This is a genomic window from Cryobacterium sp. M91 (genome assembly GCF_002929615.1).
Lineage (GTDB): Bacteria > Actinomycetota > Actinomycetes > Actinomycetales > Microbacteriaceae > Cryobacterium > Cryobacterium levicorallinum.
The window spans coordinates 322604-347468 of record NZ_PJJT01000090.1 but is presented as its reverse complement, the minus strand read 5'-3'; the positions used below and the strand labels follow the sequence as shown (position 1 = coordinate 347468).

The following is a 24865-nucleotide window of genomic DNA, read 5'->3' as shown; positions in this document are numbered from 1 at the left end:
GGACATGGTGATGATTCCTGATTCTCGCCCTACATCAAACGGCGAACTTGCTGTTAGCTACTGGCCTCACCCAACGGTGACACGTAGGGACCTCCCCAACGGTGGATGAGATGGCACTGGACGACGCGTCACATCCAGACGGAGACACCGAGTAATTGCCAATCGGAGTATGAGCTCCGTGCGATCGATTCATCCGTGTTGGCAGGTGCACTTTAGGACCGGATGCCCGCGTGCGAAAGTATCGCGCGTGCAATTTCAGAGCGGATGCTTGCCCCGCTCCCCTCCCCTCCCCTCACACGGTCGCGCCCAGCCGCCCACGGTATTCTGGACACCATAACGGGCGCGCGAACGTATCCGGTACTGCCATACGCCGACCTGGACAGTGCTTTGGATTTCTACCGGGCTCTGGGCTTCGAGGCCACGTACTCCCAACGCCGACCCTATCCCTACGCCGTCGTCGCCCGCAGCGACCCGCAGATCCACCTTTCGGCGATCGACGGATTTGATGCCTCTGCCTCGTATGCGAGTGTCATCATCACGGTGCCCGAGCCGGACGAATTTTATCAGGCATTCTCCGCTAGGCTCCGCGCACACTACGGGAAAATTCCGCTGAAAGGTATCCCCCGCATCCTGCCGATCCGGCGAAAAGCAGGGACAGCCACGGGGTTCTCCGTCGTCGACGTTGGGGGCAACTGGCTCCGGTTCTACCGAACGGGTACAACAAGGAATGAACCGGCGGCCGACCGGGTCGGTCTCAGGCGAGTGATCGACGTGGCCGCTCGGCAGGGCGACGCACGCGGCGATGAACGTCAGGCGATTTCCGTCCTCGACGCTGGCCCCACCCGCCACCCGGATGCGCCCGCGATCGAACGCTTTGACGTGCTCCTCTATCGAGCAGAGCTGTGCACGCGGATAGATCAAGATGGCGCGGCCGACCTGGCCCGGCGGCGGACCTTCTCCGCGATCATGCTTTGGGCGCGGAAGCCGAGCAGCAATTGGCTCGACTTCGGGAATCGCTCGACTGACCACCGGGTGCGCCCGGCTGGCCCTAGGGCGTGTCTCTCAATGCCCTTAGGCAAATGATTATTGTCCGGAGGACGACTCCGCCGCGGTAGGTCAACCGCCCTCCGCCGAGGCGTGGTACCCGCGGGCTTCAGAGCACCTCGGGGAACATGGGCGAGTCGCCGCCCTGACGTGGGCCCAGGAAAAGAGCCAGCGGGCGCGGGTTCACCTGTGCGGATCAGCCGGCTGGTCGCAGCAGGCGCGGAGACTGCCGGATCGGCCAGAAAGTGCTTCGGCGCGAGGGAAGCTCATGACCGGCCCATCAGGGCGTATCCCTAACGGTGTCAGGTTCCGTCGTCTCACTTTATGCTTGGGACTCAAAAAGCCAGGGACCGGGAGCGAAAGCTCCCGACCCCTGGCCGGTTTCGGTGAGGCGGTTTTAGTTGTCGGCCTTGACTTCGCCGTCGACGTTCAGGTCGGTGTCGGCGTCGGCGCCCTCGGCTGAGGCAGTGGCGTCAGCCGTTCCCTCAGCGGAAGCCTTCGCGTCGAGGCTTGATTGGATCTGGTCGGTGACCTTCTGGATCTCCGGTCCGTAGCTGCCCTCGAGCGCGGAGGCCAGGAGTGCCTCGGCCGCAGCGGCCTGCGCGGCTGCGGGGAGTGCCTGCTGCTCGGCGAGGTCGGCCGTGAGCGCTTCGGGAAGCTGGGCGAGTAGGGCCGGGTTCTCGGAGATCGTGGTGGCAATCTTCTCGGCCGCACTCGCGGCATCCGTTCCCTGCTCGGCGTCGACGGCCAACAGGCCACGCAAGGCTGCGGCGAGTGGATGTGCCGGGTCCTTCTGGATCTCCTCGGCAAGCTTCTGGATGTCCACGCCGTAGCCGCCCTCGAGCGCGGTGATCTCGATCTTGTCGGCAGCGGCCGACTGCGCGGCGGTCGCGGCGCTCTGGTCGGCGGTCGCGGCGTTCAGCGCGGTCAGGTCGGCCTGCAGGTTCGCCGGGAGGCTCTCGAAGAGGTCCGGATGGCTCGCGAGCGTGTCAGAGACTTGCTTCGTGGTCTCTGCATTGCTGGCACCCTGGAGGTCGGCGCGCAGCTCCTTGGTCAGCGAGGCGAGCCCGTCGTGGCCCGCGTGGGAGCTCGTGCTCGACGTGTTGTCCGCGGTCAGCGGGGTGGCGTTCGCTCCCGCGACGCCGAGGCCGAGAAGTGAGCCGACAGTCATCACGGTGACCGCGCCGACGGCGATGCGCTTTCGGGCTGGCGAGCCGAAAGCCGTGGAGGTGTTGTTCGAAGTCATAGGTGGATCCTTTCGATTACTTGCGGTAGTCCGACGAATGCCGGACCAGCCACTTGGGCACGGCCCGAGCCTAGGTTTCGGCCGTGCCGCGAAACTTCGTGGAGCCTGACCGGTGAGGGAATCAGGCGGTCCCGGCACGTGATTCGGTGCGACGATATCGCTCTGATCAGCAGAATAGATGATGAATCAGAAGTTTCTATCCGTAGGATAAGAGTCTTCCCCGAGACCGCTGGGCGCCCGGACGGTCGGTCGTGGCGCGGCGACGACGTGGCATTTCGGGCCAGCCCCGACTTGGGAAACCCTTGAGAAACGGGAGCATGACTGATCTTGCTCCCGCTTCTCAAGGGTGCTCAAAGGACGGGCAATAATCATTTCGGTACAGGCATTAGGAGACACGCCCTAGTCTTCGACGACGGCGAGCCCTCCGCAGGTCAGGGTGGCGAGAGCGTTTCGCATCGACTGCACCTGAACTGGCGAGTGCCCAATCCAATCCACCCGGTCTAGGCATACAAGACGTCTTATAGCTCCCCATTTTCGTCGACACGGATCGCCGAATCTTGGGGCACGGCGATTCTCATAACTACGTCTCATAAGTGTCCGGGTTGAATTATGGTACTGACCGTTAGGTCTAAAACACATCAGGAACAGATTGACGAGCTGAAAAGCTACGCCCGAATTTCAATCCCCAGCAATCCACGCACGGGCACAAAGTTGACGTCTGTACCGCGGGTGTCCGGCGCGGCGACGTTGGGGGCGATCACGGACAAGAATGGCGGGCTGTTCCTAGAACTCACGCGCGGCGGGATCCATGGGCAGATTTTCGGCGCTTTCACGCCGCGCACATTCTCTGCGCTCCGCCAAAGAGTCCTCCACCGGCCGAGCAACGTGGCCAACTCGTCGAGCGACTCCCCCCCCTAATCGTGGGTTTGCTCGGTCCTTCCGTCGCCGTCGACTACGAGAGCGACCGTCGATGAATCGATTGGTCGACGACGTCGCGAGATTCGAGCGAGGTCGCGATATGCAAGCCCGCGATGCGGACGGCGGTACGAGCATCCGCTTTGGTCAACCGGCTCGTGGGGACGCGCTCGAAGACGTCCTGCAGCGCAAGCTGCACCACCAACGACTCGGCCGGCACCCGCGGCATCCCCCGCTGTGCCCGCGCCCGGTTCTCCATCTCTGCCTGCGCGTCCAACCGCGCACTGTCTTGGTGAAAATGCACCACGATGGCCTTCATAAGCTCATTCATCTGCTGCTGCCGCTCCACACGCCGGACCCCGGCTTTCGTGCTCCGTACGGCCGCCGCCACGTCGCGGCTGGTCAGCAGGTCGACCCGGCGCATCCGCTCTGCGACGATCTCAACAGCTCGGGCGTAGACGATATTTTCCACCGGTACCCGAGGCAGTGCCATGCGCGCTCTGGTCTCTACGTACGCCTCGGCGAACTCGTTCATGCGGGCGCCGTTTTTGAGCATGTGCTCGGTCAGCGACTCCGCGAACACCGTGAACTGCCGCAGATGCTCGGGCCGGGACGGGTCACTGAAATACGCGTCGGCCTCGCGCTCGTTGGCACGGCGTTCGGCCGCGGTCGTTACGTGCAGAAGCTTTGGCGGCAGGCCGGCCCGACTCAGGCTGCGCTTCAGCCGTCTCGCCGCCGCGTTGGCCTCCAGCTCGGACTGATAGATCTCGGGGTCGCTGCGCCGGTTGCGCTGCAACTCGGCCCGGCGCTCCTTGTTGCGCTCGGCCCACTGCCGGGTGATCTGCTTCGTGCGCTCGGGATCAGCATCCCGCCTGGCCGCGGCGCGGGCATTCACCTCAGCGCGGTGGGCCTCGTAGTAGCGGTTGTAGTACTCGCGCACTTTCTCCCGGTTCTCCGCCACCCACCGCTGCTGATACTCACGCCTGCGCTCCGGGTGCTCCTCCCGCCAGCGTTTCGCCCGCTCCCTCCCCCGCGCCCGCAGCTCAGCCTCGCGATGCCGGCGAGCCGCGGCCCGACGCATCGAGTCCCGATTGAGCTCCCGTGCACGGTCGAGGTGTTCCGACCGCCAGAGCCGATTCATCTCGCGGATCCGATCGCGGTTCGCCGCCACATACTGACGCCGCTTCTCTGCCGCGTCAGACGTATGCTCCGCCAGCTCCTTCCGGGGCGCCGCGCCTTCTTCAGATGGGTCGTTCATGATCGCGGCTACGCGGCAGGCGGCCGGGCCAGCTCGATGACCAGGGCAAGCAGGTCTGAGCGATGTGCGGTCGGATTTGTGATCACACGACCGACCGCGACCCGGAGCCGCTCGGCATCCTCGTCCGCGATTCCGGCGACGGGTTCCAGGCAGTATGCGATGTCGTTCTGCAGGTTGGGGCTGTCATGGTCGACGGCGACCTCCGGATAGTAGAACAGAGCAGCCAGCGCGGTACGGCTGAGCAGGTCGTCGAAGTTCTCCTGCGGGATCGTCATAGTGAAGCCTCCTGTGCGCGGACGTGTGTGAGCCAATCATGCCGCTACCAGGGAGGTACGCCAGCCGAAACGCAAAGTCAGTGGCGCGTCGATACGAGTACGGGCTCGTCCAAGCGCTCGACGCCATCAGCTCGCAGTACCAGCGTCATTCGTCGACGACCCATGCCTTCACGAACGCGCACCGCGATCAGCTTCAGCAGGCTGATCGGCCCGATCAGAAGAAGCTTCAAGGTATTCCAGAGACACAAGATCACGAGCAGGTTCAGCCAGCCTGGCCCACCGGCTTCGATCTGCGCTCGGAAGTAGATGGCAGCAAGCGCATACGGAACGGCGAGCAGTATCGCCGGCACGCCCCACTTCAGCCCGCGCCGCGTGTTGATCGCGTCGATCACGATGGCGGTCGGCATGAACCGGCACAAGAAGAAGTAGCTGCGGGCGGTGGCGCCCAGAATGAGATCGAACATGGCGCGGCCTTTCAGATGTGCGGCAACGAGAACCTGAAGGACTGAAAGTCATACCATCGCAACGAGCGACGGCGCGTAATAGAGGTTGCCTACAATCACTTTAGAACTGGATACCTACAGGCGAAAGTGCCGTGCGCTATTTCGGAGCGGGAGCGCCCCCGCACTCACCCTGCACCGAGTCCCGCCCATCCGTCACGGAATTCTGTTAGACGACGGCGGGCACCAGACGCTGGCGCTGGGCGCCGATTCCATCGATTCCGACCTCCATGAAATCGTCCGCCCTGAGATAGGGGAATCGTCCGGATAACGCGACGCCTTGCGGTGTTCCGGTATTGATCAGGTCGCCAGGTTCCAGAACGACGTACTGAGACAGGTGGTGGATGATCGTGGCCACGCTGAAGATCATGTCGGCTGTGCTTGAGTCCTGGCGGGGCTCCCCATTGACTTTCGACCAGAGTCGTAGCTGCTGGGGGTCTCCCGCCTCGAGCGCAGGCACCAGGGCCGGCCCGAGCGGGTTGAAGGTCTCACTGCTCTTGCCTTTTGACCATTGACCACCGGACTGAGCTACTTGATAGTCGCGCTCTGAAACATCGTTGCTCGTGACGTAACCGGCCACGTAGTCGAGGGCATCCTCTGGCGAGGCGAGGTATCGGGCGCGCTTGCCAATGACGACGCCGAGTTCAATCTCCCAGTCAACCTTGGTCGCATTGGGGGGCACAGCGACATCGTCGTACGCGCCGACAACCGTATTGGGGTGCTTGTAGAAGAGGATCGGTATTTCGGGCGGCAAATCGCCTGATTCTGCGGCGTGCGCGGCATAGTTCTGACCGATGCACAGCACCGCCATCGGCCGGGCAATCGGCGAACCGATGCGAATACCATCCGGCGCGATGAACTCGGCCAACTCCCCGGCAACATGTGCGGTACGGGTTCGTTCGATACCGTCGTTCGCCAGGAAGGCACCGTCAATATCGGCGGTCAGCGAGTCGAGTCGAAAATAGTGGCCGTTCTCGCGAATCACCGGCACTTCAGCGCCCGGCTCGCCCAGTCTCATGAATTCCATCGTGTTCTGTCCTTCGGGTGTTAGTGGGTGTAAGGGCGGAACTTGGCAATGTCCGGGTTGAGTTCGACGCCGAATCCGGGAGTCTCCGGCACCTTCATGCGCCCGTTCACCGGTACGGGTTCGTTGAGCAGCAGCGGTGAGAACATCGGTACGACTTCCTCGGCAGTCTCGTGCATCATCAGAAATTCGGCGAAGGGGCTGTTCGTGCGGGTGGTCACGAAGTGGTAGCTATACACCGATGATCCATGTGGAATGACAAGGGCTCCGTGAACATCAGCCAGGGCAGAAATCTTGAGCAGCTCAGTCATACCACCGCACCAACCGACGTCCGGCTGGATAATATCTGCGGCGTTCATCTCGAGCAGGTGTCGGAACCCCCACCGAGTCGCTTCGTGTTCCCCGGTCGTCACCAGTATCGTCGGCGGAACTTGGCGTTTCAGCTGCGCATAGCCCCAGTAGTCATCCGGCATGAGCGCTTCTTCGATCCATTTGAGGCCGAACTCGGCCGCGCCGTGGGCGAGCCGGGTTGCGTAGTCCACGTCGAGGGACATCCAGCAGTCGAGCATGAGCCAGAAGTCCGGCCCTACCTTCTCCCGCATGTCGCGGATCATCGCGAGGTTTTTGCGCATCCCCTCATCACCCTCGGCTGGCCCATGGTGCAGGGGCATCTTTCCGCCAATGAACCCAAGTTCCTTGGCTCGGTCTGGGCGTGCCCCGGTCGCATAGAAGTCGAGTTCCTCGCGCACCTTGCCGCCGATCAGAGCGAAGACCGGCTCCTGGCGAATGCGCCCGAGCAGATCGTAGAGCGCCAGGTCGACCCCGCTGATGGCGTTGAGCACCACGCCCCGACGCCCGTAGAAGATCGTCGACTTGTACATCTGGTCCCAGATGCGCTCGATGTCCGTCACCTTGGCGCCTTCGAGGAAGCGGGCCAGGTGCTTCTCCACGATAAAGGCACCCAGCTCGCCGGCCGTGGTCACCGAGAAGCCGACCGTGCCGTCATCCGCTTCAATCTCTACGACCAGTGTGCCGAGCACATTGATTCCGAAACTCTGTCTCGATTGACGGTATTCGGGGTACATCGACATGGGCGTGGCGATGTGGTCGTCGATCCAGTGGCCAGGAGCCTGGTCGTGATAATCAGCGCCGCCGCCGCGCAACGTGTACGCGCGTACCTGACGAATGGTTCTTTCATATGCCATGAAACTGCCTTTCAAACAAACGGATGCGGGATGGTCACGAAGCGAAGCGCACGAGCACCTTACCGGCAGTACCATCACCCCGCGACAACGCAGCGAAAGTAGCGTTGGCTTCGTGCGGGGTCACCTCGCGACTGATCAGCTCGGCAATCTCGGGAGCGCCGGAGGCAATGTAGGCAGCAGCGTCAGTGAAGTCCTGCGCAGAATACGTGAAGCTACCCACGAGGCTTCGCTCCTCGGTACTAAGGCGGAAGGCCTCCAGATTGAGCTGGGGCGAGCCCATCCCCACGAGGCAGATGTTCCCGCCGAATTTTGTCGCGTTCAGAGCGTCGGACACCGTTGGTGTAATTCCGACAGCGTCGATGGTGATGTCGACCAAGCCTCCGTCGGCTACAAGGGCGTCGACGAGTGAACTTGTCGTCGGGTTGAGCACCGTAGCGCCGAGCCGCGAACATAGTGCGCGGCGGGCCGGGTCGACCTCGCTGACATAGACCGTTTTCACACCTTCCATCCGAAGAGCGAGTACGGCGGATTGTCCGATGGGGCCACCGCCGATGACAAGTGCTCGCTCATCGGTACGTTGCAATATCCGGCGCACCGCGTGCACGGCAACGGCGAGGGGCTCGACGAGGGCGCCGTACTCGATGGGGATTGTGGCGGGAAGTGGCACGACGTTTCGGGCCGGCACAACCACGTACTCTGCAAAGGCTGCGGGAATATGGGGCGCCACCCCGATGACGGTCTTGTTCGGGCTGTGCTGCTCCCTGCCGGCGAAGGAATCAGCGTCGGATACCGGGATGACCACCGGGTTGAAGGTGACCACCTGGTCGAGAGTGAGGCCGGCGCTCTCGGCCCCCGCACCCAAGGCCGCTACACGACCAACGGATTCGTGGCCCATGATCTGGCCGGGAATGCGGCGACCATTCTCCCCCGTATAGCCGTGGATATCGGACCCGCAAATGCCCGTGTAACTCACCCGAATCAGCACTTCTCCTTCGGCGGGCGTGGGGTCTTCTCGTTCTTCGACGCGGAATTCGCCGATTTCATGCAATACCAGTGCGAGCATAATTGCCTACTTTCCTGCGTTGACCAGCTGGCGTGCGCCGGTCGTGTTGCCGTCTGTGGCTCGAATGGCAGGAACGATCCACTTGCTTGCGAAGATCAGCACTGCCCCGCCGAAGGCGATCGCGGCGAGCATAATGAGGCCGGCCGTCGGCCCGAACTGCTCCTCGACGAAGTTCTTCGCAATGGGGGCGACGAAACCTCCCAAGCTGCCGATCGAGTTGATGAATGCGATACCCGATGCTGCGGCGGCACCAACAAGAAAGGATGTCGGCAGCGTCCAGAAAACTGGTTGGACTGAAATGAAACCGGCAGCCCCGAGAGACATCGCGGCGAGGGCAAGGATCGGATTGTCCAGGACCCCGGAGAGAACGATGCCGACGCCGGCCGCGCCTAGAGCACTTGCAGCGATGAGGCGTCGCTGTCCGGTGCTGTCGGCAAGTCGGCTCAGCACGAAGGTAGCAATGAGCGCACAACCCCACGGGACCGCGGTTAGCAGTCCCACCTTGAGACCGACTCCGCTGCCCACAATCTCGGCGATCTGGGTGGGCAGGTAAAAGGTGATGCCATACACGCTCATCTGAATGGTGAAGTAGATGCCGGCGAAGTACAACACTTTAGGGTTCGTAATAGACCGCATGGCCCCGTCGGGCGAGTGCTCGGCTTTGGCTGCGTTTTCGGAGTCGAGTGCACTCATCAGAACAGTGCGTTCGCCCTCAGATAGCCACTTTGCTGTGGTGGGCCCGTTATCCAGGTAGAAGAACGCCCAGATTCCTACAATGATCGTGAGTAGCCCCGTGACCACGAACATGAGCTGCCAACCGGCCAAACCACCCAAGCCGTCGAGATCGAGCAGGAGCCCTGACATCGGGCCACCAAGGATGAAGGCGAGCGGGGCCCCGAAGTAGAACAGCCCGTTGACTCGCCCGCGATAGTTGAGCGGAATCCAATACGTGAGGAACATGATGACACCGGGGAAGAATCCCGCTTCTGTGATGCCGAGAAGAACCCGCAAGGAGTAGAAGGCCCATTCTGTCGTCGCGAACATCATCAGGGCAGAAACGATTCCCCAGGTGACCATGATGCGGGCCAGCCAGATCTTCGCGCCGACCCGGCGCATGATCAGGTTGCTCGGAACCTCAAATGCGGCATATCCCAAGAAGAAAATGCCGGCGCCGAGCGCGTACGCGGCGTCGGAGAGGCCTGTATCAGCTTGGAAGGCTGCTTTGGCAAAGCCGAGATTGGCGCGATCCAGGAACGCGAGAATGTACATCAGGAGCAAGATGGGAATGAGGCGCCGCGTCACCTTGCGAACGATGGCGGCCAGCGCGGGGTCGTGCGCTGAATTCTGTGTGGACATCGGCTATCTCCATTGATTAGCAACTTGCAGTCAAGCTCCCACACATGAATTCATATATGTGAACTGCGGTTCATTCTGATGAACGCGGGGAAGTATTACACGCCACATCCACAGAAGCAAGCGCGGATGCCCGTGTGACTACTGGGTTTTACGGCAGTCCCATACCGGAACGGATTTCCCGGGCGGCGAGGGAAAGTGGCGCGTACAGGGAATGCGGCCACCCTGCATCCGTTCGCCCGGACGGCATTGTGATGCTGATCGCCGCCGAGATACCGGTGTCGTGCTCGCTTGTGACGGGAATCGCTACGCAGCGACACCCTTCGATAAACTCCTCATCGTCGATGGCAAACCCGGTGAAGCGCGCCTTCTCGATCACTCGCATGAGGTCAGGAACGCTGGTCACAGTCTTCGGGGTGAGACGGGGTAGAACGACATCGCTGAGCCGACGCTCGGCCTCGACGGGATCAATCGTGCTGAGTAGCGCCTTGCCGATACCCGTCGCGTGCGCATGCAGGCGCATGCCCACCGTCGACGCCATGCGCATCGGGTTCGGCGACAAGCTGATAGCGATATAGACGTTCTCGACTCCGTCGAGGCGGGCGAGTTGCACGGTCTCACCCGTTTGCTGCGCGAGCCGATCCATCACCGGCTTCGCCTTCTCGATCAACAGCCTGTGCCCGTCATAGCGCTGGCCGATCTGCCAGGAGTGCAGGCCCAGAGTGAACCGACGGGTGAGCGGATGCTGTTCCAGCCAACCCGACGCCACCAACGTCTGCACCAGGCCGTGGCCGCTGGAACGCGGAAGTTCCATACCCTCGAGGATCTGAGCGAAGGTGGCGGAGCTGTTCTCGGCCACAAAGTCGATAATTTCGAGAGCGCGGTTGGCAGACTTCACTGGCTTTTTCGGGCGGGCCTGCTCGACATCGGTCATGGGGGCATCCCTACGGTTGAACTTGGATGGTGTACCCAGACTACGACCTGACCTACCCAATTCAGCTAGACGCCTACCGTGCAGCGCACCGGTGGCGACTCTGACGGCATGAAGGACGCTAGTGAGCTTTGCTTCTGGACCGACACTCGCCGATCAAGCACTGCGGATACTACGTCCGAACGCGAACAATCCAGCCGACGACCGTTCCGTGGTGGGCCCGCAGCTGGCGCAGACTCAGCACACTGTGCTGCATGGCTCCCCCAGTCAACGGCACCAGGCCGCGCACAACTGGGCCCGTCGACATTTCGTACCGCACGGATACCTGATCAATGCGAGCCACACGCCCGGCGACCAGTGTGCGCTTTGCAAGATCGGAGGCCTCGCAGCCAGCGTCAGCGTAGGTGTCAAGTTGCAACGGAACCGTTCGGCGACCGGCAAACAGGCGCGCAACCCAGTCCTGATCCATCGGCACGAGATCCCAGCGCACGCGTTCGTCGAGCTCAACGTTCAACCCGTCTTCGGCTACCTGCCACTCGGTGAACCACACATCGATGTCTTCAGCCTCGACCGTTCCAACGTGCTGCCGCTGGAACGATTCGTACGACGCGGTGCTGTACACGTGCATCTCAGGATCCTGACTGGTCACCGCGTCATTCTCCGGGGAGGGCTCGTGCGCGGGAATCGTCATGTCACCACAGTAGGAATTCCTGAGGTCACGTGCGAGTCGGCTCAACTATGGAAAAGTCGCAAAACTCGATTTTTGACCTACGTCTGCTCAGTTATGGCCTTCGCCGCACAATCCGCAACCCGCCAGACCACGAGTGCAACCGCAACGATGACGACGTACCCGGTCACAACGACAACATGGCCGGCACCCTCGGGAAGACCGGCCAGCTGAATAGTCAACAGAGCGAAACCAAACGCGACAGCGACGACCGCCATAGCCACCATGTACGGACTCGCCGCGGCATGCGCCGACGCCCACGCCTCGCCCGACGCCAACGTGTGCCGGGTTCGAATACCGATGGCACTATTCCTCTTCAGACGTCCCTGCTGCTGCACGACCGCCAGGCTCACCATCACGCCGGCCAAGACGAGAAATCCCGCGATCGGCGGATAGAACACGTCGGCTAATTCCGGTTCAGACCATGGCGGCGCGTGTCGAGCGCGACCTTGAAATGGCTCTCAGCGGCGTCGATCTCGGGCGTCGGCGTAGCAGGATCAAACACGCGCAGCAGCGAGAAACGAAAGCTGGCCGGTTGAAGATTGCGCAGCTCGACATTGCCTCCGTGCCCGTTAGTCGCATACGTGCCCCACCGCTGACGGATGCTCTCGGCGCCGTCTGCCTTGCCGACGTACTGGCGTCCGTCGCTGGTATCAGTGATCAGGTAGATCCCAACAACCGACCCGAGTGCGGTGCGCCACGAGGCGTATCGATGTTCGCGCATGACCGCCTGAAGTTTCGCGTGGTCAAGCACGAGTCGGTCGAAGCCAGGGAACGGCACCGGCTCGGCGTCGGCGATGCCCATCACCGGGTTACTCGCGGCCGTGCTGGCATGCATCCACCAGGCGCGGGGCGAACTCCAACCGATCACAAGGCGACCTCGAAGGTCAGCCATGTGCTCCGACTCGACCAAGTCAAAGATTCGGCACTGCCCATCGTTGGAGATCTCGCCGCGATTCTCAATAACGCACCAGAGCCGGGCCTGGTCGCCGCCTTCCTTGATGAAGACGATCCAAAAGCGGGGCGGAACGTTCGGGAATCGTTGTGTGGACTGGTTCCGCGTGTACTCGAGAATCTCCGCCGTCGTGGAATCCGCGTGAATGCCTGGTAGGCCACTGTCCTCGTGCTCCCGCACATACGCATGGCGGATCACGATAGCGTCAGACAGATCGATACCGGCGTCAAGCAGAATCGGGCTGAGGGTCAATGTCATTCGCAGTTCTCTCCTTCGCTCCGTTTTCAGTGTGCGCCGACATTCCCAAGAGGCCGGCCGGCGACTGTCAGTGACTTCCCCGGCCGCCGTCCTGCTTCAGTACTGTGTCCACTGCGAGCGCCGCGGAGACCACGAGTGAGAGCAGAGGATCTTCGAGCGGTCGATGTATCTGCAGCACATAGTTGTCGGCTTTCGTGAACATCTCCGTGCCGAGCCCGGCCCACGTTTTGGTGATCCGTGCAATCTCGGTGCCCTGCGGGTCTTGAATGCTGAAGTCCCAGGCACGCGAACTCTCGGCGTTGATCGTGCCAAGCGTCACCCCGGCTGATTCCATGCGAAAGCGAATGTTGAACCGACCGCCAAGCACGGATGCCATCACGCCGAAGTTCTCCTGCACGATCTGACCCACGGGAGTGCCATCTTGACGCATGACGGTCACCTTTGATTTCATAACCGTGGCCGGCCTAGTGAGGGTCAAAATCGGACGCCCCTCGGCGTCGACAATTTGGAGTCGCTTGGTCTCATTCTCCCGCCCCACGACGAGGCGCGACATGCTGATACCGAACTGCCGCACACCGCCGACCTTATGGCCTTGCTGATTGAAGACCGAATACTCGGCCTTCGTCTCGAACAACTTGGCCGTCTGGTTCACGATCAGGATCTGCTCAGTGAATAGCGTGCCACCACCTGCAAGTGCGGAATCCGCAACGCCAAGCTTCCGCACCTGCCGCTGCACATTCTTGTTGACTGGTACACGCGCAACAGCCACTGGGCTCACTTGGGCCAGGCGAGCGACGGCCTGCGTCGGTGGGGCAACAACCGGTGCATCAATCGTCTGACCGCCCGCCGAGCCGACGTGTTCGGTCCACAACTGACCGTCCCACCATCGGTGCTCATATCGGCCGAAAGGGTCTGGGAACCAACCCTGTGTCGATTGCTGACTCATGAATGCAGGCTAGCAGCGCAGCCACTGCCTGAAACGGCATCACAGATGGACCCGTGGCCAACGACCTATCTACCGAGTCAGGGTTTGCGTGACCGCCCGTCTCGGTGCATCTGGCCAGGAGTCGTCTGAGAGACGCCGTGCCCTTTGAAGAGCGGCACGTGCACGAGCGGCATCGAGCTTCTGCGCCGTCGACTCCGGTACCGCACCGAGAGGATTCGCACCGACGATGCCGTAGCGGTCTCGGTAGGCCGCGACGGCGCATCCCTTTTGGTGCCAGGCAGTGGCGGTCGACCCGCGTGGCGCAGCACCAAGGGCTCGCGTCCACGGCTCCCCCGCACGCAAAGCCTGGTCGAGCACAGCAGCCGCTCGCGACTCGATCAGGTCGGCGCGCTCGGCCAACGCCTGGTGCATGGCGGCATCCATCGGCCCGATCGCCCAAGGGATGAGCCCGGCAACCAGACGCGGAGCCCGGCGCGAACGACCCGCATTACTATACCGAGACACCGCCGCGGCGACCCGGGCGCGAAGAACAGCCGCAATGTCCTGAGCATCCTCGAACCCGCGGGCCGCAACCACCCTCGGCAGCAGACTCGCCACGTCAACGAACTGGGCTTCGGCTCGCCGCAGCTCCGCGGTCAACGGGCCAAAGGCATCCGAGTTGATCACGTCTGAAGCCTGGCCAGGCGAGAGACCGCTCGCGCGCACCAGCGCGGCCCACCGGTCGTGCTGCGCGGACGCCGCAAGGGTCTCGTACTCCGCCGCGAGTTGCGCCACCGATCCCCAGGCATCCTGCTCCGCCGCGATCGTCTCGTGCGCGGATAGCTCGGCGCCGACGTGCTGCAAAATGCCAAAGAGGATGCTGCGCGCCGTTACGTCCACAGCGTCACCCGGCCGCGGCCCCACGTGAGCAGCATCGGGCCGGTCGATGGCGACGTAGGCCGTGTTCGCCTCGATGATGTCCCGCACCTGCCCGTCGGATCGCGGGCCCATTCGGCCCTCCTCCGTGCGCCATTCGCTGGCCGCGAGGCAAATCGCAGCGATCTGATCCGTTGTGAGGGCCTTCGGCGTGTGCGGGGGCTTCTTCATACGCGACGTCTCCTTCATCGGATTGCGCGGAATGATCTCCCGCCGCACTGCGAACGCCAAGATCATTCCGAGGATCGTACGGGAGTGCTTTGCTCGCGTATACGATTTCTCCCTCTGCTGCCGAAGAAAGAGCTCAATGCGCCCAACGGTCACTTCACGAATCGTGAAATTCTCAAAGAACGGCACGACAAGCACGCGCAGTTCACGCTGATAGGTGTCTTTCGTACCCTGGGAACGGTCGACATCGAGCATCACGTCCTCCATCCATGCCTCGGCGAGCAGCGGAAACGGCGAGCTCGCGGTCAGCGAGTCCCCTGCCCCACCGGTGCGCAGACGCGCGGCCAGATCGACCTTGAGCGCTGCCTGCGCCGCGTTGCGGCTCTCACGCGTCGCCCCGACCTGGCGGGATTGTCCGTCCCAGTCACGGAAAACGGTCGTCGCCCTGAACCGTCCTGGGCCGAGCTTGACGGTTGTGATCGATCCGAACGTGCTGATCGGCAGGCGTGGTCGCCCCGCCACTAGCGCTCGCCCCCACGATCGCCCAGAGCCGGTTCAGGCTCGTGCAGACTGTCGAGCCATCGCCGAACATCTGAGATACGGTAGCGAATCTCTCGCCCGACTCGAATGCCGGAGGGTCCGCGACCGTCGGTGCGCAGGTCATAGATGGCCTGCACCTGCACGCCGACATATTCGGCGAGCTCGCTTGTCGTCAAAACGGGCTCGAGACCGAGCCCCAAGAGTTTTTCAGTGTCCATAACCCGTAGGTGTTCGAGGTCATCCCAGATGACTCGAACCGGGTCGTGCACCTTCTCTACGAGGACCTGAGAAAGCCGTAAATTTTTGAATAAACAATGGATAAACAATGGGTGCGTCAAGTCTTGCCCTTTCGGTACAGACAAGAAGCCCTGATCAGATCAAATTTACAGTAGGGCGGCCGGGACTTGAACCCGGGACCGACGGATTATGAGTCCGCTGCTCTAACCAGCTGAGCTACCGCCCCAAAAAGCGCGACCAAAACGTCCCGCCAGAACTACGTGACTACTCCGGCAGATGCGCCGAGGCCCCGTTGGTGACCAAATCGCCCACCGGCTCCCCACGATACAGGCATTCGAATGTGCTCAACGTGCGCTTGATGTCGTGCGCGGCAATGAGCTTGAGCGACTCGCGCTTGAGCGCCTCCAGGAGCTCTGGCGTCGCCGTGAGCACGAGAGTGAGTTTGTCGGCGAGATCTTGCGCATCGCTCGGCTTGAACAGGTACCCGTTCGCCTGGTCATGCACGAGGTGCGGGAGCGCCATGGCGTCAGCGGCGACGATCGGTAATCCGGAGGCCATGGCCTCCATGGTGGCGATGCTCTGCAGCTCGGCGATCGACGGCATCGCGAAAACCGTCGCCCGCGAGTACGCCGCGCGCAGCTCCGCATCCGTCACGTACCCGGTAAACGTGACCCGTGAGCGGATGCCGAGGGTGTCAGCCAGGTGCTCCAGGTTGCGTCTCTGGTCTCCCCCGCCCACGATTTCGACCTGCACATCGAGATCGGGATTCAACTTCGCCACCGCTTCGAGCAGCACGTCGATCTGCTTCTCGCCGGTGACCCGCCCCACAAACAGAATGCGGTTCTCCGTGCGTGGTTCAAAATTCGGCGAGTAGTTATCAGCGTCAATGCCGCAGGAAATGGCGTGGACACCGGTCAGCCCGGTGTATTTTTCCAGGAACTGGGCGGCCCGCCGGGTGGGCGTAGTCACCGCTGCGGCACGTCCGAACGTGCGCCGGGCCGCTCGCCAGGCTGCCTTGATCACGCGATCCTGAAAACCCAACGGAACCAGGGAAAATTTCACCATGTTCTCGGGCATGAAATGGTTCGTACCAACCAAACGAATGTCCCGCTTCGCCGCCTCGATCGACACGCCACGCCCGACGTTGATGTGCGACTGAAAATGCACGACGTCTGGGCGGTAGGAATCGAGAATGCGACGGCTCTGGCCGCGAACCAGCCACGGCAGCGCAAACCGCAGCCAGTCGTGCGGATACCAGCGCCAGCTGTGCAGGCGGTGCACCACCATGGGCTGGCCCTCGTGCATCTCGGTCCGGCTGCCGTGCTTGCGTGATGCAGCGGGCGCCATGATCTGCACCTCGTGGCCCCGTTCCACCAGGCCGGCGGCAAGCCGCTCGGCGAAACGCGCAGCCCCGTTCACGTCGGGAGCAAACGTGTCCGCAGCGATGAGCACCCGAATCGGCGGTTTTTTCGCCGAGGCATTCGGGCCACGCTGTGGCGCAACGCCCGGAGTCGGGCTGCTCTGCAAGTCGGTCACATCTGACAAGTGGAGTGGTCCCTACGTTGGTGGGCCGGGAACATCGTCCGGCAGAAAGTCTCGGGCGCGCTCGGTCGTTGACGCGGCGTACACGACCCTATTCTAAACCGAGCATCGCGAGACGCGCCCGCACCGTGAAACACCAAAATTCTTCACGTATCAGCGATCCAACTGGGGATGATACCGTGCGAGCAAGAAGACACCCCAAATCGCGATGGCGCCCGCCACGACGAAGGCGACGGCCGCTGCCGGCGGTGCCTGGCTGGCTTCGCCGAGCACAATGATGCCGATTCCCACCGCAACCAGAGGATCGACGACGGTCAGCCCCGCAATGACGAGATCCGGTGGCCCGAAGGCATACGCGTTCTGCACAAAATAGGCCCCGAGCGCAGCGGCGAGCAGCAACCCAAGCACACAGGTCAGGGTCAGCCACTCGAAATTTCCGTTCTGGGTGCGGTTGATGACGACTTTGGCGAGAGTCGCGACAAATCCGTACAGCACCCCGGCGCCGAGAATATAAAAGACTGCCTGCGAACGGTGACGGAGAAAGCCGAACGCCAGCGCGAAGAGCAAGAGAACGACCGTGAGCACGATAAGAATCGTGGTCAAATTGCGGTCGGTGACCGGTTTGTCGATGGCGGTGAACGCAGCTACGGTCACAAACAGCCCGACACCCCCCACGCACATCGAGATCGCGATGATACTCGCTCGGTTGAGGCTGACCCGGCTGACCCGGGCATTCAGAATTGCCGTGATCACGAGGGCAACCGCGCCAAGCGGCTGCACGACGATGATGGGCGCAAAGGCGAGGCTCGTGAGCTGAAACACGATCGCCAGGCCGAGCATGATGGATCCGAACACCCAGGAAGGTCGCGCGAGCAGTAAGGTCAGCTGCCGAACGTTGAGTCCACCGGTGACCGCTTCAGTGTGCGCTTCGACCTTGGTGACGCCGCGATGCTGAAACTGAGCACCCAGCGATAGGAAGACCGCGCCGACCAGGGCCAGCGGAATTCCGATGGCCTGCCTGGGATCAATGGCGATTTCACTCGCCAGATCGGTTAGGTCAGAGGTCACTTCATGACCCTACCCACAAGCTTGCCGATATTCTGGAGAAATGCCCGTACGCGCGATAGTAATTTCAGGTGACCCCGTTCTCCACTCCCCCGCAGCTCCCGTCGTCGATTTCGACGACAATCTGCGCGACCTGGTGCGAGACATGTTCGAGACGATGGATGCTGCGCCGGGGGTGGGATTGGCCGCCACGCAGGTGGGTGTCGGGCTGCGAATTTTTACTTACAGCTATCAGGACGACGACGAAGTGACCTGGCGAGGCGTCGCGATCAACCCGGAACTCTGGATCACCCCGGTCTCCGCCGAACCGGTCGACGATGAGGATGCCGACGAGGACGAGGGCTGCCTGTCCTTTCCCGGTGAACGTTTTCCGCTCAAACGAGCCGAATCAGCCATTCTGCGAGCTATCGACGCTGAGCAACAGCCCTTTGAAATTCGAGCTGATGGCTGGCTCGCCCGCATCTTCCAGCACGAGTTCGATCACCTCGACGGCACGCTCTACGTTGACCGTCTGCAGCACGTCTACGCCAAGATGGCCGCCAAGGTCGTACGCAAGAAGAGCTGGGGCGTTCCGGGCCTGACCTGGATCCCCGGCGTCGACAACCTCGAAGGCTAGGTCAGCGCGCGCAGCCCGGCCGCGACCAAGGCTGCCACAAGCACCACCACGATGAACGGCGTCTTGATCGCAAACAGGCCAGCCGCCACGATGACCGCTGGAATGCGAGCATCCAGCACCAGCGCCTGACCGTTGCCGAGCGTCTGCACCGCGATCAACGCGGCCAGCAAGGCCACGGTCAGCAGATCGGCGATGCGGGCCGGCGTTGGCTTGTGCAGCAGAGCCGGAGGCACCAGGTATCCGGTGAGTTTGAGCGCCAGCACAGCGATCGAGGCGGCAATGATGATCTGCCAGAGTGTCATGAGTCCAGCCCCGATCCATCGCTCGGTCGGCGAGTGGATGCCCCGCCCGGCACGCCGGGTGTGCCCAGCCAGTTGAACAAGCCGACCACGACCGCGACGAGCGCTGCGACCAGCACGGGCAGGCCCGGCATGAGCACGGGGGTGAGCGTCGCAGCGACGACCGCAGCGGCGACGGCCACCGCGACCGCCTGCATCCGCTTCAATCGTGGCCAGAGCAGGCCGACGAAGGCCGCCGCGGCCGCCGCATCGAGGCCGTAAGCCCGAGTGTCTCCGAGGGCATCACCGAGCAGGGCGCCGAGCAGGGTTGTGATGTTCCAGCCGATGAAGACGGCGAGACCGGTGACCCAGAAGCCGACCCGCCGACTACGCGGGGTGGGCTGGGCCAGGGCGACCGCCGTCGATTCGTCGATGGTGATCCAGGCGGCGGCGAACCGTTTCCAGAGCCCGGTGCCGACAACGGGTGCGGTGCGCATGCCATAGATGCCGTTTCGCACGCCGAGGAGGGCCGCGCTCGCGATCGCCGCCGGGCCGGCCGCGACACCGCCGGCGGCGAGCACTCCGACCAAGGCGAACTGGGAACCACCGGAGAACATCACGATGCTGATGAAGCAGGTCTGCCAGATGTCGAGTCCGGCGGCGACCGACAGAGCGCCGAAGGACACTCCGTAGGCGGCGGTCGCGAGTCCCACGGCGATGCCTTCGCGGGTCGCCAGTCGTTGCTGACGCTGTTCGTCAACTTTTTTTGCGAGAATTTCGCTCATGCCGCTGGTCTACCGGGACAGGTCGACGCCGTGCACGCCGTTGTGAAAGCGCAGCGATGGGAACACGGCCGACACGGAGAACCCCAGGCCGGGCACGGTTCCAGCATTGAACACGCCGCCGAACAGCTGGGCACGCTCGCGCATCTGGGTGATGCCGGGACCGGCAATGCTCTCGCTGAGGGCCTTGAGGTCGTCTTCGATCGAATACGGGGTGCGCGCCGCCTGTTCGTCGGCCTCCTTGCCGTCACGACGGGCGGCGGCCCGAATGCCGTCATCATCGACGAGTAGCTGCAGGCCGTCCTGCGTCCAGGTGAACGACACACGGGCCTCGGTGCCGACCCCACCATGCTTGAGCGCGTTCGACAGGGCGCTCTGCAGAATGCGGAAAATGGCCAGTTCGGCGCCCGCCTTGAGGGCGAAGCGCTCGCCGGATTCGCTGAAACTGACTACCAGTCCGGCGTCGCGCATGACCCGAAACAGGTCGCGGGTGGACTGCGGGCCGGGCTGTAGTGCGCCGACGGTTTCGCCTTCGCGCACGATCGTCAGCACCCGGCGCATGTCCGCGAGGGCCACTCGGCCGTCGTCGACGAGCGCGGTGGCGGCACGTACGGCCGTGGAGGGATCACTTTCGGCGGTGTACCGTGCGCCTTCAGCCCGGGTGATCAGGCGGGCAATGGTGAGCACGGCGCCGTCCTGCAGCTCACGGATGATAGCCAGGCGCCCCTGTTGCTCGGCGAGAGACAGTTCCAGCTCGATGCGCACGCGCTCGGCGGCGTTGCGGTCAAAGATGATCCGGCGAGAGCGCAGCAGGCCGATCACCCAGAGCACCAACAACGCACCACACAGTGCTCCGAGCGCCGGTACCAGAAGTTGCGCGAACTCCACTGCTGACCGCCGTCTCTTGTGCCGAAGTCCTGGCGCACGTTGAAAATTGAGGAAGACCTTTTTTGTCAGCCGGAATATACCGACAAAAAAGGCCACCCGGGGTGGAGCCCTGAGTGGCCTTTCGCTCCCCGACTTGGACTCGAACCAAGAACCTGCGCATTAACAGTGCGCTGCTCTGCCAATTGAGCTATCGAGGAATGCTTGAGCAGCGTTACGACTTTACCAAGTTTTCTTGCGGGGCCCAAACCACAACGGGTTCTGTTCGCCTCCGCTGGCGCCATTTGAAGGGTTCAGAACCCGTTCAGCCCCGGAAAGTCGGGCCGACGCAACAGTTGCGCAGTCTCACGCACCAAAGTACGGTCGGGCGTGTCGGCGCGGGTCACGATTACTCCGACCCGAAATCAGGAGGGACGGGCCGGCATCGGTCTCAAAAGCCGACTGCGGTATCCGTTTCATCGCCGCTATCGGCGGCATCGGGCGCGCCGGCCTCGTAGACGTCGGCGTGAACGTTCCGTTCGACTTCGGCTGGCTGCAGGGCGGCGGCAAGTCCCTTGACATACGGGTGCCACGGGTCCCGAAAGACCTCCTCAATGGTGCCGAGGCCGACCAACACACCCTGATGCATGACACCGATACGGTTGGCGACCTGCCTCAGCACGGCCAGGTCGTGACTGATCACGAGCCCCGAGAAAGATCGCTCCAGCTGCAGCTCGCTGATCAGGTCGATAATGGCGCCCCGCACCGTAACGTCAACGCCCGCTGTAGGCTCGTCAGCGATCAAGAGCGACGGTCCGAACACAAGGGCGCGAGCCAGCGCCACGCGCTGACGCTGGCCGCTGGAGAGCTCATAGGGGTACTGGCCGAGAACGACCAGTGGCAACCGCACCGCATCGATCAGGGTGGCGACCCGTACCCCGAGGGCACGACGGTTGTAGCGTCGATCGCGTTCGAGCACCGGTTCGGCGACAATCTCGGCGACCGTCATGGTCGACGGCAGGGTATCGGCCGCGTCCTGGGCGAGCAGGCCGACGCCGAAGGTGAGCCGCGCCAGCTTGCGTTTGCTGATACGGCGGAGGCCGAAGCCGAGCACGGTCGCCTCGCCCCCGGTGATCTGGGGACGGATGCCGGTGCTCTCGCTGACAAACGCGTCACCGGAGAGCACCCGGGCCAGAGTGCTCTTGCCGGAACCACTCTCGCCGAGCAGCCCGACGACTTCGCCGGGAGCGATGCGCAGGGTGAAGCCGTGCACCGCGACATACGCCGGGCTCGCCCCGTGCGGCGGGTATTCGATGGTCAGATCACTGGAATTGATCGGGGAAACGGATGCCGCGCCTTGCTTCATACGGTCTATCTTGCCGCACGCAGAAGGCGAAGCTCGTCTCGGCGCAAGGCCTGCGTGGCCGGGTCGGGCACCGGAAGCGAGGCGAGCAGCCGCTGCGTGTACGGATCTTTCGGAGCTCCGAGCACCTCGGCGCCGGTGCCTTCCTCGACCAATTTTCCCTTGTACAGCACGGCAATGCGGTCAGCGAGAATGTCGACGACGGCAAGATCGTGACTGATAAATAAGGCCGCGAACCCGAATTCCGCCTGGATCTCGGCGAAGAGTTCGAGCACCTTCGCCTGCACGGACACGTCGAGCGCGCTGGTCGGTTCATCGGCGATAAGCAGGCTCGGCTCGAGCGCGAGCCCACGAGCCAGGCTGGCCCGTTGCCGCTGGCCACCGCTGAGCTCGTGCGGGTACCGGCCGCCGAAAGCTTTGGGCAGCTGCACGGCTTCAAGCAGTTCGTCTACCCGCTTGCGGGCGGCCCGGGTGTTCGCTGCCCGCCCGTGCACGACGAGCGGCTCGGCGACGCATTCGGCAATGGTGAGTAACGGGTTGAAGCTCGAAGCCGGGTCCTGAAAGACAAATCCGATGTCGCTGCGCACCTTCTTGAAGGCGCGTTCCCTGAAACCATTCATCTCATGGCCCAGTACCGTCAGCGAGCCGCCGGTCACCTTGGTGAGACCGCCCATGGCCCGACCGATGGTGGTCTTGCCGGATCCGCTCTCGCCGACCAGGCCGAGTACCTCGCCTGGGCGGATGCTGAAGCTCACCCCGTCGACGGCGGTGAAACCGGGTTTGCCGAGCCGGCCCGGGTACTGGATCTTCAGATTGTTCGCGACGACGACCGGGGTCTGATTCACCCAATCGGACTCCCGAGCCTGCAACCGTGCGGTTGCCCGTACCGTGCCGTGGCCAACGCGGGGCACAGAGCCGAGCAGTCGCTTGGTGTATTCGTGTTTGGGGTTGGAGAACAGATCCTGGGCTGGAGCTTCTTCGACGACTTTGCCCTCGTACATCACGACGACGCGGTCGGCGAGATCGGCGACGACACCCATATTGTGGGTGATCAACACGATGGCGGTGCCGAATTCGTCGCGGCAGCGGCGGAGAAGGTCGAGGATTTCGGCCTGCACGGTCACATCCAACGCCGTGGTCGGCTCGTCGGCGACGATGAGCCCGGGGTCGAGTACGAGGGCCATGGCGATGACGACCCGCTGCTTCTGGCCGCCGGAGAACTGGTGCGGGTAGTAGTCGACGCGGCTCTCTGGGTCGGGGATGCCGACCCGGCCGAGAATCTCAATCGCCTTGGTGCGGGCTTCCTTGCGGCTGAATTCACCGTGGGCGCGGATGCCCTCGGCAATCTGCCAACCGACGGTGAACACGGGGTTCAGGGCCGTTGACGGCTCCTGGAAGACCATGGAAACATCCGTTCCCCGCAGTTGACGCAGTTTCTGCTTGCTGACGGAGAGCACGTCGTTGGAGTTGGAACCGTCCTTGCTGCTCAGGATGACGGCACCGTTGGCGGTAGCCGTCTCGGGCAGCAGGCCGAGGATGGTCTTCGCGGTGACGGTCTTGCCGCTGCCGCTCTCCCCCACGATGGCGAGCACTTCTCCGGGAGCGACGCGCAGGCTCACGCCGTCGACGGCCTTGACCGCGCCACCGTCGGTGGCGAAGGTCACATTGAGGTTGTCGATGCGTACGACGTCGGGAAGGGACTGCGCGTTCATTATTTGGCCTCGAATGGGTCGTCGTTCACGTGTTGGTCGTGCGCCGGCAGGCCGGCTTCGAGCCCGTCGATACCGCCAGGACCGCCAGCCAGGGTTCCACCGGGAATGACGCTGGTCGCTGCGACGATGCCGGCCGTCTTTCCGGGGGCACGGCGACTGCGCAGGCGCGGGTCGGCGAGGTCGTTGAGGCTCTCGCCGACCAGGGTGATGCCGAGCACGACGAGAACGATGGCCAGTCCGGGGAACAGGCTGGTCCACCAGATGCCACTGGTGACGTCGGAGAGTGACTTGTTCAGGTCGTAGCCCCACTCGGCGGCGGAGGAGGGTTCGATGCCGAAGCCGATGAACCCGAGGCCGGCCAGGGTCAGCAGGGCTTCCGAAGCGTTGAGCGTGAAGATCAGCGGCAGGGTGCGGGTGGCGTTGCGCAGAACGTGACGGAACATGATGCGGCCGTTGCTCGCGCCGAGCACGCGGGCCGATTCCACGTAGGCCTCGGCCTTGATGCGCACAGTCTCCGCACGAATCACCCGGAAGTACTGCGGGATGAAGACCACGGTGATGGAGATCGCGGCAGCGAAGATTCCACCCCACAGGCCGGAGCGACCGCCGGAGATGACGATCCCCATGACAATGGCGAGCAGCAGCGCCGGGAAGGCGTAGACGGCGTCGCAGACGACGACGAGTACGCGGTCGAGCCAGCCGCCGAAGTAACCGGAGACGAGGCCCAGGGCCACACCGGCGAAGATCGACAGCACGACGGCAATGACCATGACGGTGATCGCGGTCTGCGAGCCCCAGATGACCCGCGACAGCACGTCGTAGCCGCCGACGGTGGTGCCAAGCAGGTGGTCGCCGCCGGGCTCCTGCTGGGCGCCGAAGGGGCCACTGTCATCGCGCAGCTGGCTGTAGCCGTACGGCGCGAGCAGCGGTGCGAAGATTGCGGTGAGAATGAAGATGCCGGTGAGGACGAGGCCGACCACGAGCATTCCCCGTTGCAGGCCGACGCTCTGGCGGAGTTGATGCACGACGGGCAGCCGAGTCCATAGCGGAGCCTTGGGGGCGTGAGTGGTGTCAATAGTCATG

At 63.2% G+C, this 24865-nt stretch carries 25 protein-coding genes and 2 tRNA genes; 2 read left to right on the top strand and 25 right to left on the bottom strand.

Annotation, left to right across the window (positions count from 1 at the left end):
• Window positions 1-264: 264 nt before the first annotated feature.
• Complete coding sequence (locus CXY80_RS17310) at window positions 265-1083, top strand: hypothetical protein (protein ID WP_104133192.1); 819 nt, start codon at window positions 265-267, stop codon at window positions 1081-1083.
• A gap of 358 nt (window positions 1084-1441) precedes the next feature.
• Here the strand turns inward: CXY80_RS17310 and CXY80_RS17305 are convergent, their stop codons facing one another.
• From CXY80_RS17305 to CXY80_RS17215, 18 genes are all read right to left on the bottom strand, one after another.
• The gene (locus tag CXY80_RS17305) at window positions 1442-2290 is read right to left on the bottom strand and encodes a hypothetical protein (protein ID WP_104133191.1); all 849 of its coding nucleotides are present in this window, start codon (window positions 2288-2290) and stop codon (window positions 1442-1444) included.
• A 952-nt stretch (window positions 2291-3242) separates the two neighbouring features.
• Entirely contained in the window at window positions 3243-4463 is a 1221-nt protein-coding gene (locus tag CXY80_RS17295) for a hypothetical protein (RefSeq protein ID WP_104133189.1), read from the bottom strand.
• Window positions 4464-4471: 8 nt separating this feature from the next.
• Entirely contained in the window at window positions 4472-4738 is a 267-nt protein-coding gene (locus CXY80_RS17290) for a hypothetical protein (protein WP_104133188.1), read from the bottom strand.
• Window positions 4739-4815: 77 nt separating this feature from the next.
• Window positions 4816-5202, bottom strand: a complete 387-nt coding sequence (locus CXY80_RS17285; protein WP_199182286.1) for a sulfate permease — start codon at window positions 5200-5202, stop codon at window positions 4816-4818.
• A 205-nt stretch (window positions 5203-5407) separates the two neighbouring features.
• Entirely contained in the window at window positions 5408-6265 is an 858-nt protein-coding gene (locus CXY80_RS17280) for a fumarylacetoacetate hydrolase family protein (RefSeq protein ID WP_104133187.1), read from the bottom strand.
• Window positions 6266-6285: 20 nt separating this feature from the next.
• Entirely contained in the window at window positions 6286-7467 is a 1182-nt protein-coding gene (rhmD, locus tag CXY80_RS17275) for an L-rhamnonate dehydratase (RefSeq protein WP_104133186.1), read from the bottom strand.
• Between the two features lie 34 nt (window positions 7468-7501).
• Window positions 7502-8530, bottom strand: coding sequence for a zinc-binding dehydrogenase (locus CXY80_RS17270; protein WP_104133185.1), 1029 nt, complete (start codon window positions 8528-8530; stop codon window positions 7502-7504).
• 6 nt (window positions 8531-8536) lie between these two features.
• The gene (locus CXY80_RS17265; RefSeq protein WP_104133184.1) at window positions 8537-9886 is read right to left on the bottom strand and encodes an MFS transporter; all 1350 of its coding nucleotides are present in this window, start codon (window positions 9884-9886) and stop codon (window positions 8537-8539) included.
• A gap of 148 nt (window positions 9887-10034) precedes the next feature.
• Complete coding sequence (locus tag CXY80_RS17260; RefSeq protein WP_104133183.1) at window positions 10035-10817, bottom strand: IclR family transcriptional regulator; 783 nt, start codon at window positions 10815-10817, stop codon at window positions 10035-10037.
• 169 nt (window positions 10818-10986) lie between these two features.
• On the bottom strand, window positions 10987-11505 hold the full coding sequence (locus CXY80_RS17255; protein ID WP_104133182.1) for a DUF6578 domain-containing protein: 519 nt from the start codon (window positions 11503-11505) through the stop codon (window positions 10987-10989).
• Window positions 11506-11582: 77 nt separating this feature from the next.
• Window positions 11583-11942: an SdpI family protein gene (locus CXY80_RS17250; protein ID WP_146070761.1), complete on the bottom strand. Its 360-nt coding sequence runs from the start codon at window positions 11940-11942 to the stop codon at window positions 11583-11585.
• 5 nt (window positions 11943-11947) lie between these two features.
• Window positions 11948-12754 (bottom strand): GIY-YIG nuclease family protein, encoded by an 807-nt coding sequence (locus tag CXY80_RS17245; protein ID WP_104133181.1) that lies wholly within the window; start codon window positions 12752-12754, stop codon window positions 11948-11950.
• 67 nt (window positions 12755-12821) lie between these two features.
• On the bottom strand, window positions 12822-13700 hold the full coding sequence (locus CXY80_RS17240; protein ID WP_104133180.1) for a phospholipid scramblase-related protein: 879 nt from the start codon (window positions 13698-13700) through the stop codon (window positions 12822-12824).
• A 69-nt stretch (window positions 13701-13769) separates the two neighbouring features.
• Window positions 13770-15305: a hypothetical protein gene (locus CXY80_RS20850; protein WP_104133179.1), complete on the bottom strand. Its 1536-nt coding sequence runs from the start codon at window positions 15303-15305 to the stop codon at window positions 13770-13772.
• Window positions 15305-15541 carry an AlpA family transcriptional regulator gene (locus CXY80_RS17230; protein WP_104126671.1) on the bottom strand — a complete coding sequence of 79 codons (237 nt, stop codon included), beginning with the start codon at window positions 15539-15541 and terminating at the stop codon, window positions 15305-15307. Before CXY80_RS17230 ends, CXY80_RS20850 begins: the two co-directional genes overlap by 1 nt.
• Window positions 15542-15712: 171 nt before the next feature.
• A tRNA-Ile gene (locus CXY80_RS17225) sits at window positions 15713-15786 on the bottom strand.
• A 38-nt stretch (window positions 15787-15824) separates the two neighbouring features.
• Window positions 15825-17096, bottom strand: a complete 1272-nt coding sequence (locus tag CXY80_RS17220; RefSeq protein ID WP_369828716.1) for a glycosyltransferase — start codon at window positions 17094-17096, stop codon at window positions 15825-15827.
• 159 nt (window positions 17097-17255) lie between these two features.
• On the bottom strand, window positions 17256-18170 hold the full coding sequence (locus CXY80_RS17215; RefSeq protein ID WP_104133178.1) for a DMT family transporter: 915 nt from the start codon (window positions 18168-18170) through the stop codon (window positions 17256-17258).
• 40 nt (window positions 18171-18210) lie between these two features.
• On the opposite strand from CXY80_RS17215, the gene def reads away from it, so the two are divergent.
• Window positions 18211-18783: a peptide deformylase gene (def, locus tag CXY80_RS17210; protein ID WP_104133177.1), complete on the top strand. Its 573-nt coding sequence runs from the start codon at window positions 18211-18213 to the stop codon at window positions 18781-18783.
• Here the strand turns inward: def and CXY80_RS17205 are convergent.
• The 7 genes from CXY80_RS17205 to CXY80_RS17175 form a co-directional block, all read right to left on the bottom strand.
• The gene (locus CXY80_RS17205; RefSeq protein WP_092449078.1) at window positions 18780-19085 is read right to left on the bottom strand and encodes an AzlD domain-containing protein; all 306 of its coding nucleotides are present in this window, start codon (window positions 19083-19085) and stop codon (window positions 18780-18782) included. The genes def and CXY80_RS17205 overlap by 4 nt on opposite strands.
• Window positions 19082-19846: an AzlC family ABC transporter permease gene (locus tag CXY80_RS17200; protein ID WP_092449079.1), complete on the bottom strand. Its 765-nt coding sequence runs from the start codon at window positions 19844-19846 to the stop codon at window positions 19082-19084. The genes CXY80_RS17205 and CXY80_RS17200 overlap by 4 nt, the downstream gene beginning before the upstream one ends.
• Window positions 19847-19855: 9 nt before the next feature.
• The gene (locus CXY80_RS17195) at window positions 19856-20731 is read right to left on the bottom strand and encodes a sensor histidine kinase (RefSeq protein WP_092449080.1); all 876 of its coding nucleotides are present in this window, start codon (window positions 20729-20731) and stop codon (window positions 19856-19858) included.
• Between the two features lie 124 nt (window positions 20732-20855).
• Window positions 20856-20928: transfer RNA gene (locus CXY80_RS17190), tRNA-Asn, on the bottom strand.
• A gap of 230 nt (window positions 20929-21158) precedes the next feature.
• The gene (locus tag CXY80_RS17185; protein ID WP_104133176.1) at window positions 21159-22073 is read right to left on the bottom strand and encodes an ATP-binding cassette domain-containing protein; all 915 of its coding nucleotides are present in this window, start codon (window positions 22071-22073) and stop codon (window positions 21159-21161) included.
• A 5-nt stretch (window positions 22074-22078) separates the two neighbouring features.
• The gene (locus CXY80_RS17180; protein ID WP_104133175.1) at window positions 22079-23782 is read right to left on the bottom strand and encodes an ABC transporter ATP-binding protein; all 1704 of its coding nucleotides are present in this window, start codon (window positions 23780-23782) and stop codon (window positions 22079-22081) included.
• Complete coding sequence (locus CXY80_RS17175) at window positions 23782-24864, bottom strand: ABC transporter permease (RefSeq protein WP_092449083.1); 1083 nt, start codon at window positions 24862-24864, stop codon at window positions 23782-23784. The genes CXY80_RS17180 and CXY80_RS17175 overlap by 1 nt, the downstream gene beginning before the upstream one ends.
• Window position 24865 lies beyond the last annotated feature (1 nt).

Excerpts from the sequence above, each read along its gene's own strand:
- CXY80_RS17310 (WP_104133192.1), top strand. The coding sequence starts at position 265 with ATGCTTGCCCCGCTCCCCTCCCCTCCCCTCACACGGTCGCGCCCAGCC.
- CXY80_RS17305 (WP_104133191.1), bottom strand. The coding sequence starts at position 2,290 with ATGACTTCGAACAACACCTCCACGGCTTTCGGCTCGCCAGCCCGAAAG.
- CXY80_RS17295 (WP_104133189.1), bottom strand. The coding sequence starts at position 4,463 with ATGAACGACCCATCTGAAGAAGGCGCGGCGCCCCGGAAGGAGCTGGCG.
- CXY80_RS17290 (WP_104133188.1), bottom strand. The coding sequence starts at position 4,738 with ATGACGATCCCGCAGGAGAACTTCGACGACCTGCTCAGCCGTACCGCG.
- CXY80_RS17285 (WP_199182286.1), bottom strand. The coding sequence starts at position 5,202 with ATGTTCGATCTCATTCTGGGCGCCACCGCCCGCAGCTACTTCTTCTTG.
- CXY80_RS17280 (WP_104133187.1), bottom strand. The coding sequence starts at position 6,265 with ATGGAATTCATGAGACTGGGCGAGCCGGGCGCTGAAGTGCCGGTGATT.
- rhmD (WP_104133186.1), bottom strand. The coding sequence starts at position 7,467 with ATGGCATATGAAAGAACCATTCGTCAGGTACGCGCGTACACGTTGCGC.
- CXY80_RS17270 (WP_104133185.1), bottom strand. The coding sequence starts at position 8,530 with ATGCTCGCACTGGTATTGCATGAAATCGGCGAATTCCGCGTCGAAGAA.
- CXY80_RS17265 (WP_104133184.1), bottom strand. The coding sequence starts at position 9,886 with ATGTCCACACAGAATTCAGCGCACGACCCCGCGCTGGCCGCCATCGTT.
- CXY80_RS17260 (WP_104133183.1), bottom strand. The coding sequence starts at position 10,817 with ATGACCGATGTCGAGCAGGCCCGCCCGAAAAAGCCAGTGAAGTCTGCC.
- CXY80_RS17255 (WP_104133182.1), bottom strand. The coding sequence starts at position 11,505 with ATGACGATTCCCGCGCACGAGCCCTCCCCGGAGAATGACGCGGTGACC.
- CXY80_RS17245 (WP_104133181.1), bottom strand. The coding sequence starts at position 12,754 with ATGACATTGACCCTCAGCCCGATTCTGCTTGACGCCGGTATCGATCTG.
- CXY80_RS17240 (WP_104133180.1), bottom strand. The coding sequence starts at position 13,700 with ATGAGTCAGCAATCGACACAGGGTTGGTTCCCAGACCCTTTCGGCCGA.
- CXY80_RS17230 (WP_104126671.1), bottom strand. The coding sequence starts at position 15,541 with ATGGACACTGAAAAACTCTTGGGGCTCGGTCTCGAGCCCGTTTTGACG.
- def (WP_104133177.1), top strand. The coding sequence starts at position 18,211 with ATGCCCGTACGCGCGATAGTAATTTCAGGTGACCCCGTTCTCCACTCC.
- CXY80_RS17205 (WP_092449078.1), bottom strand. The coding sequence starts at position 19,085 with ATGACACTCTGGCAGATCATCATTGCCGCCTCGATCGCTGTGCTGGCG.
- CXY80_RS17200 (WP_092449079.1), bottom strand. The coding sequence starts at position 19,846 with ATGAGCGAAATTCTCGCAAAAAAAGTTGACGAACAGCGTCAGCAACGA.
- CXY80_RS17185 (WP_104133176.1), bottom strand. The coding sequence starts at position 22,073 with ATGAAGCAAGGCGCGGCATCCGTTTCCCCGATCAATTCCAGTGATCTG.
- CXY80_RS17180 (WP_104133175.1), bottom strand. The coding sequence starts at position 23,782 with ATGAACGCGCAGTCCCTTCCCGACGTCGTACGCATCGACAACCTCAAT.
- CXY80_RS17175 (WP_092449083.1), bottom strand. The coding sequence starts at position 24,864 with ATGACTATTGACACCACTCACGCCCCCAAGGCTCCGCTATGGACTCGG.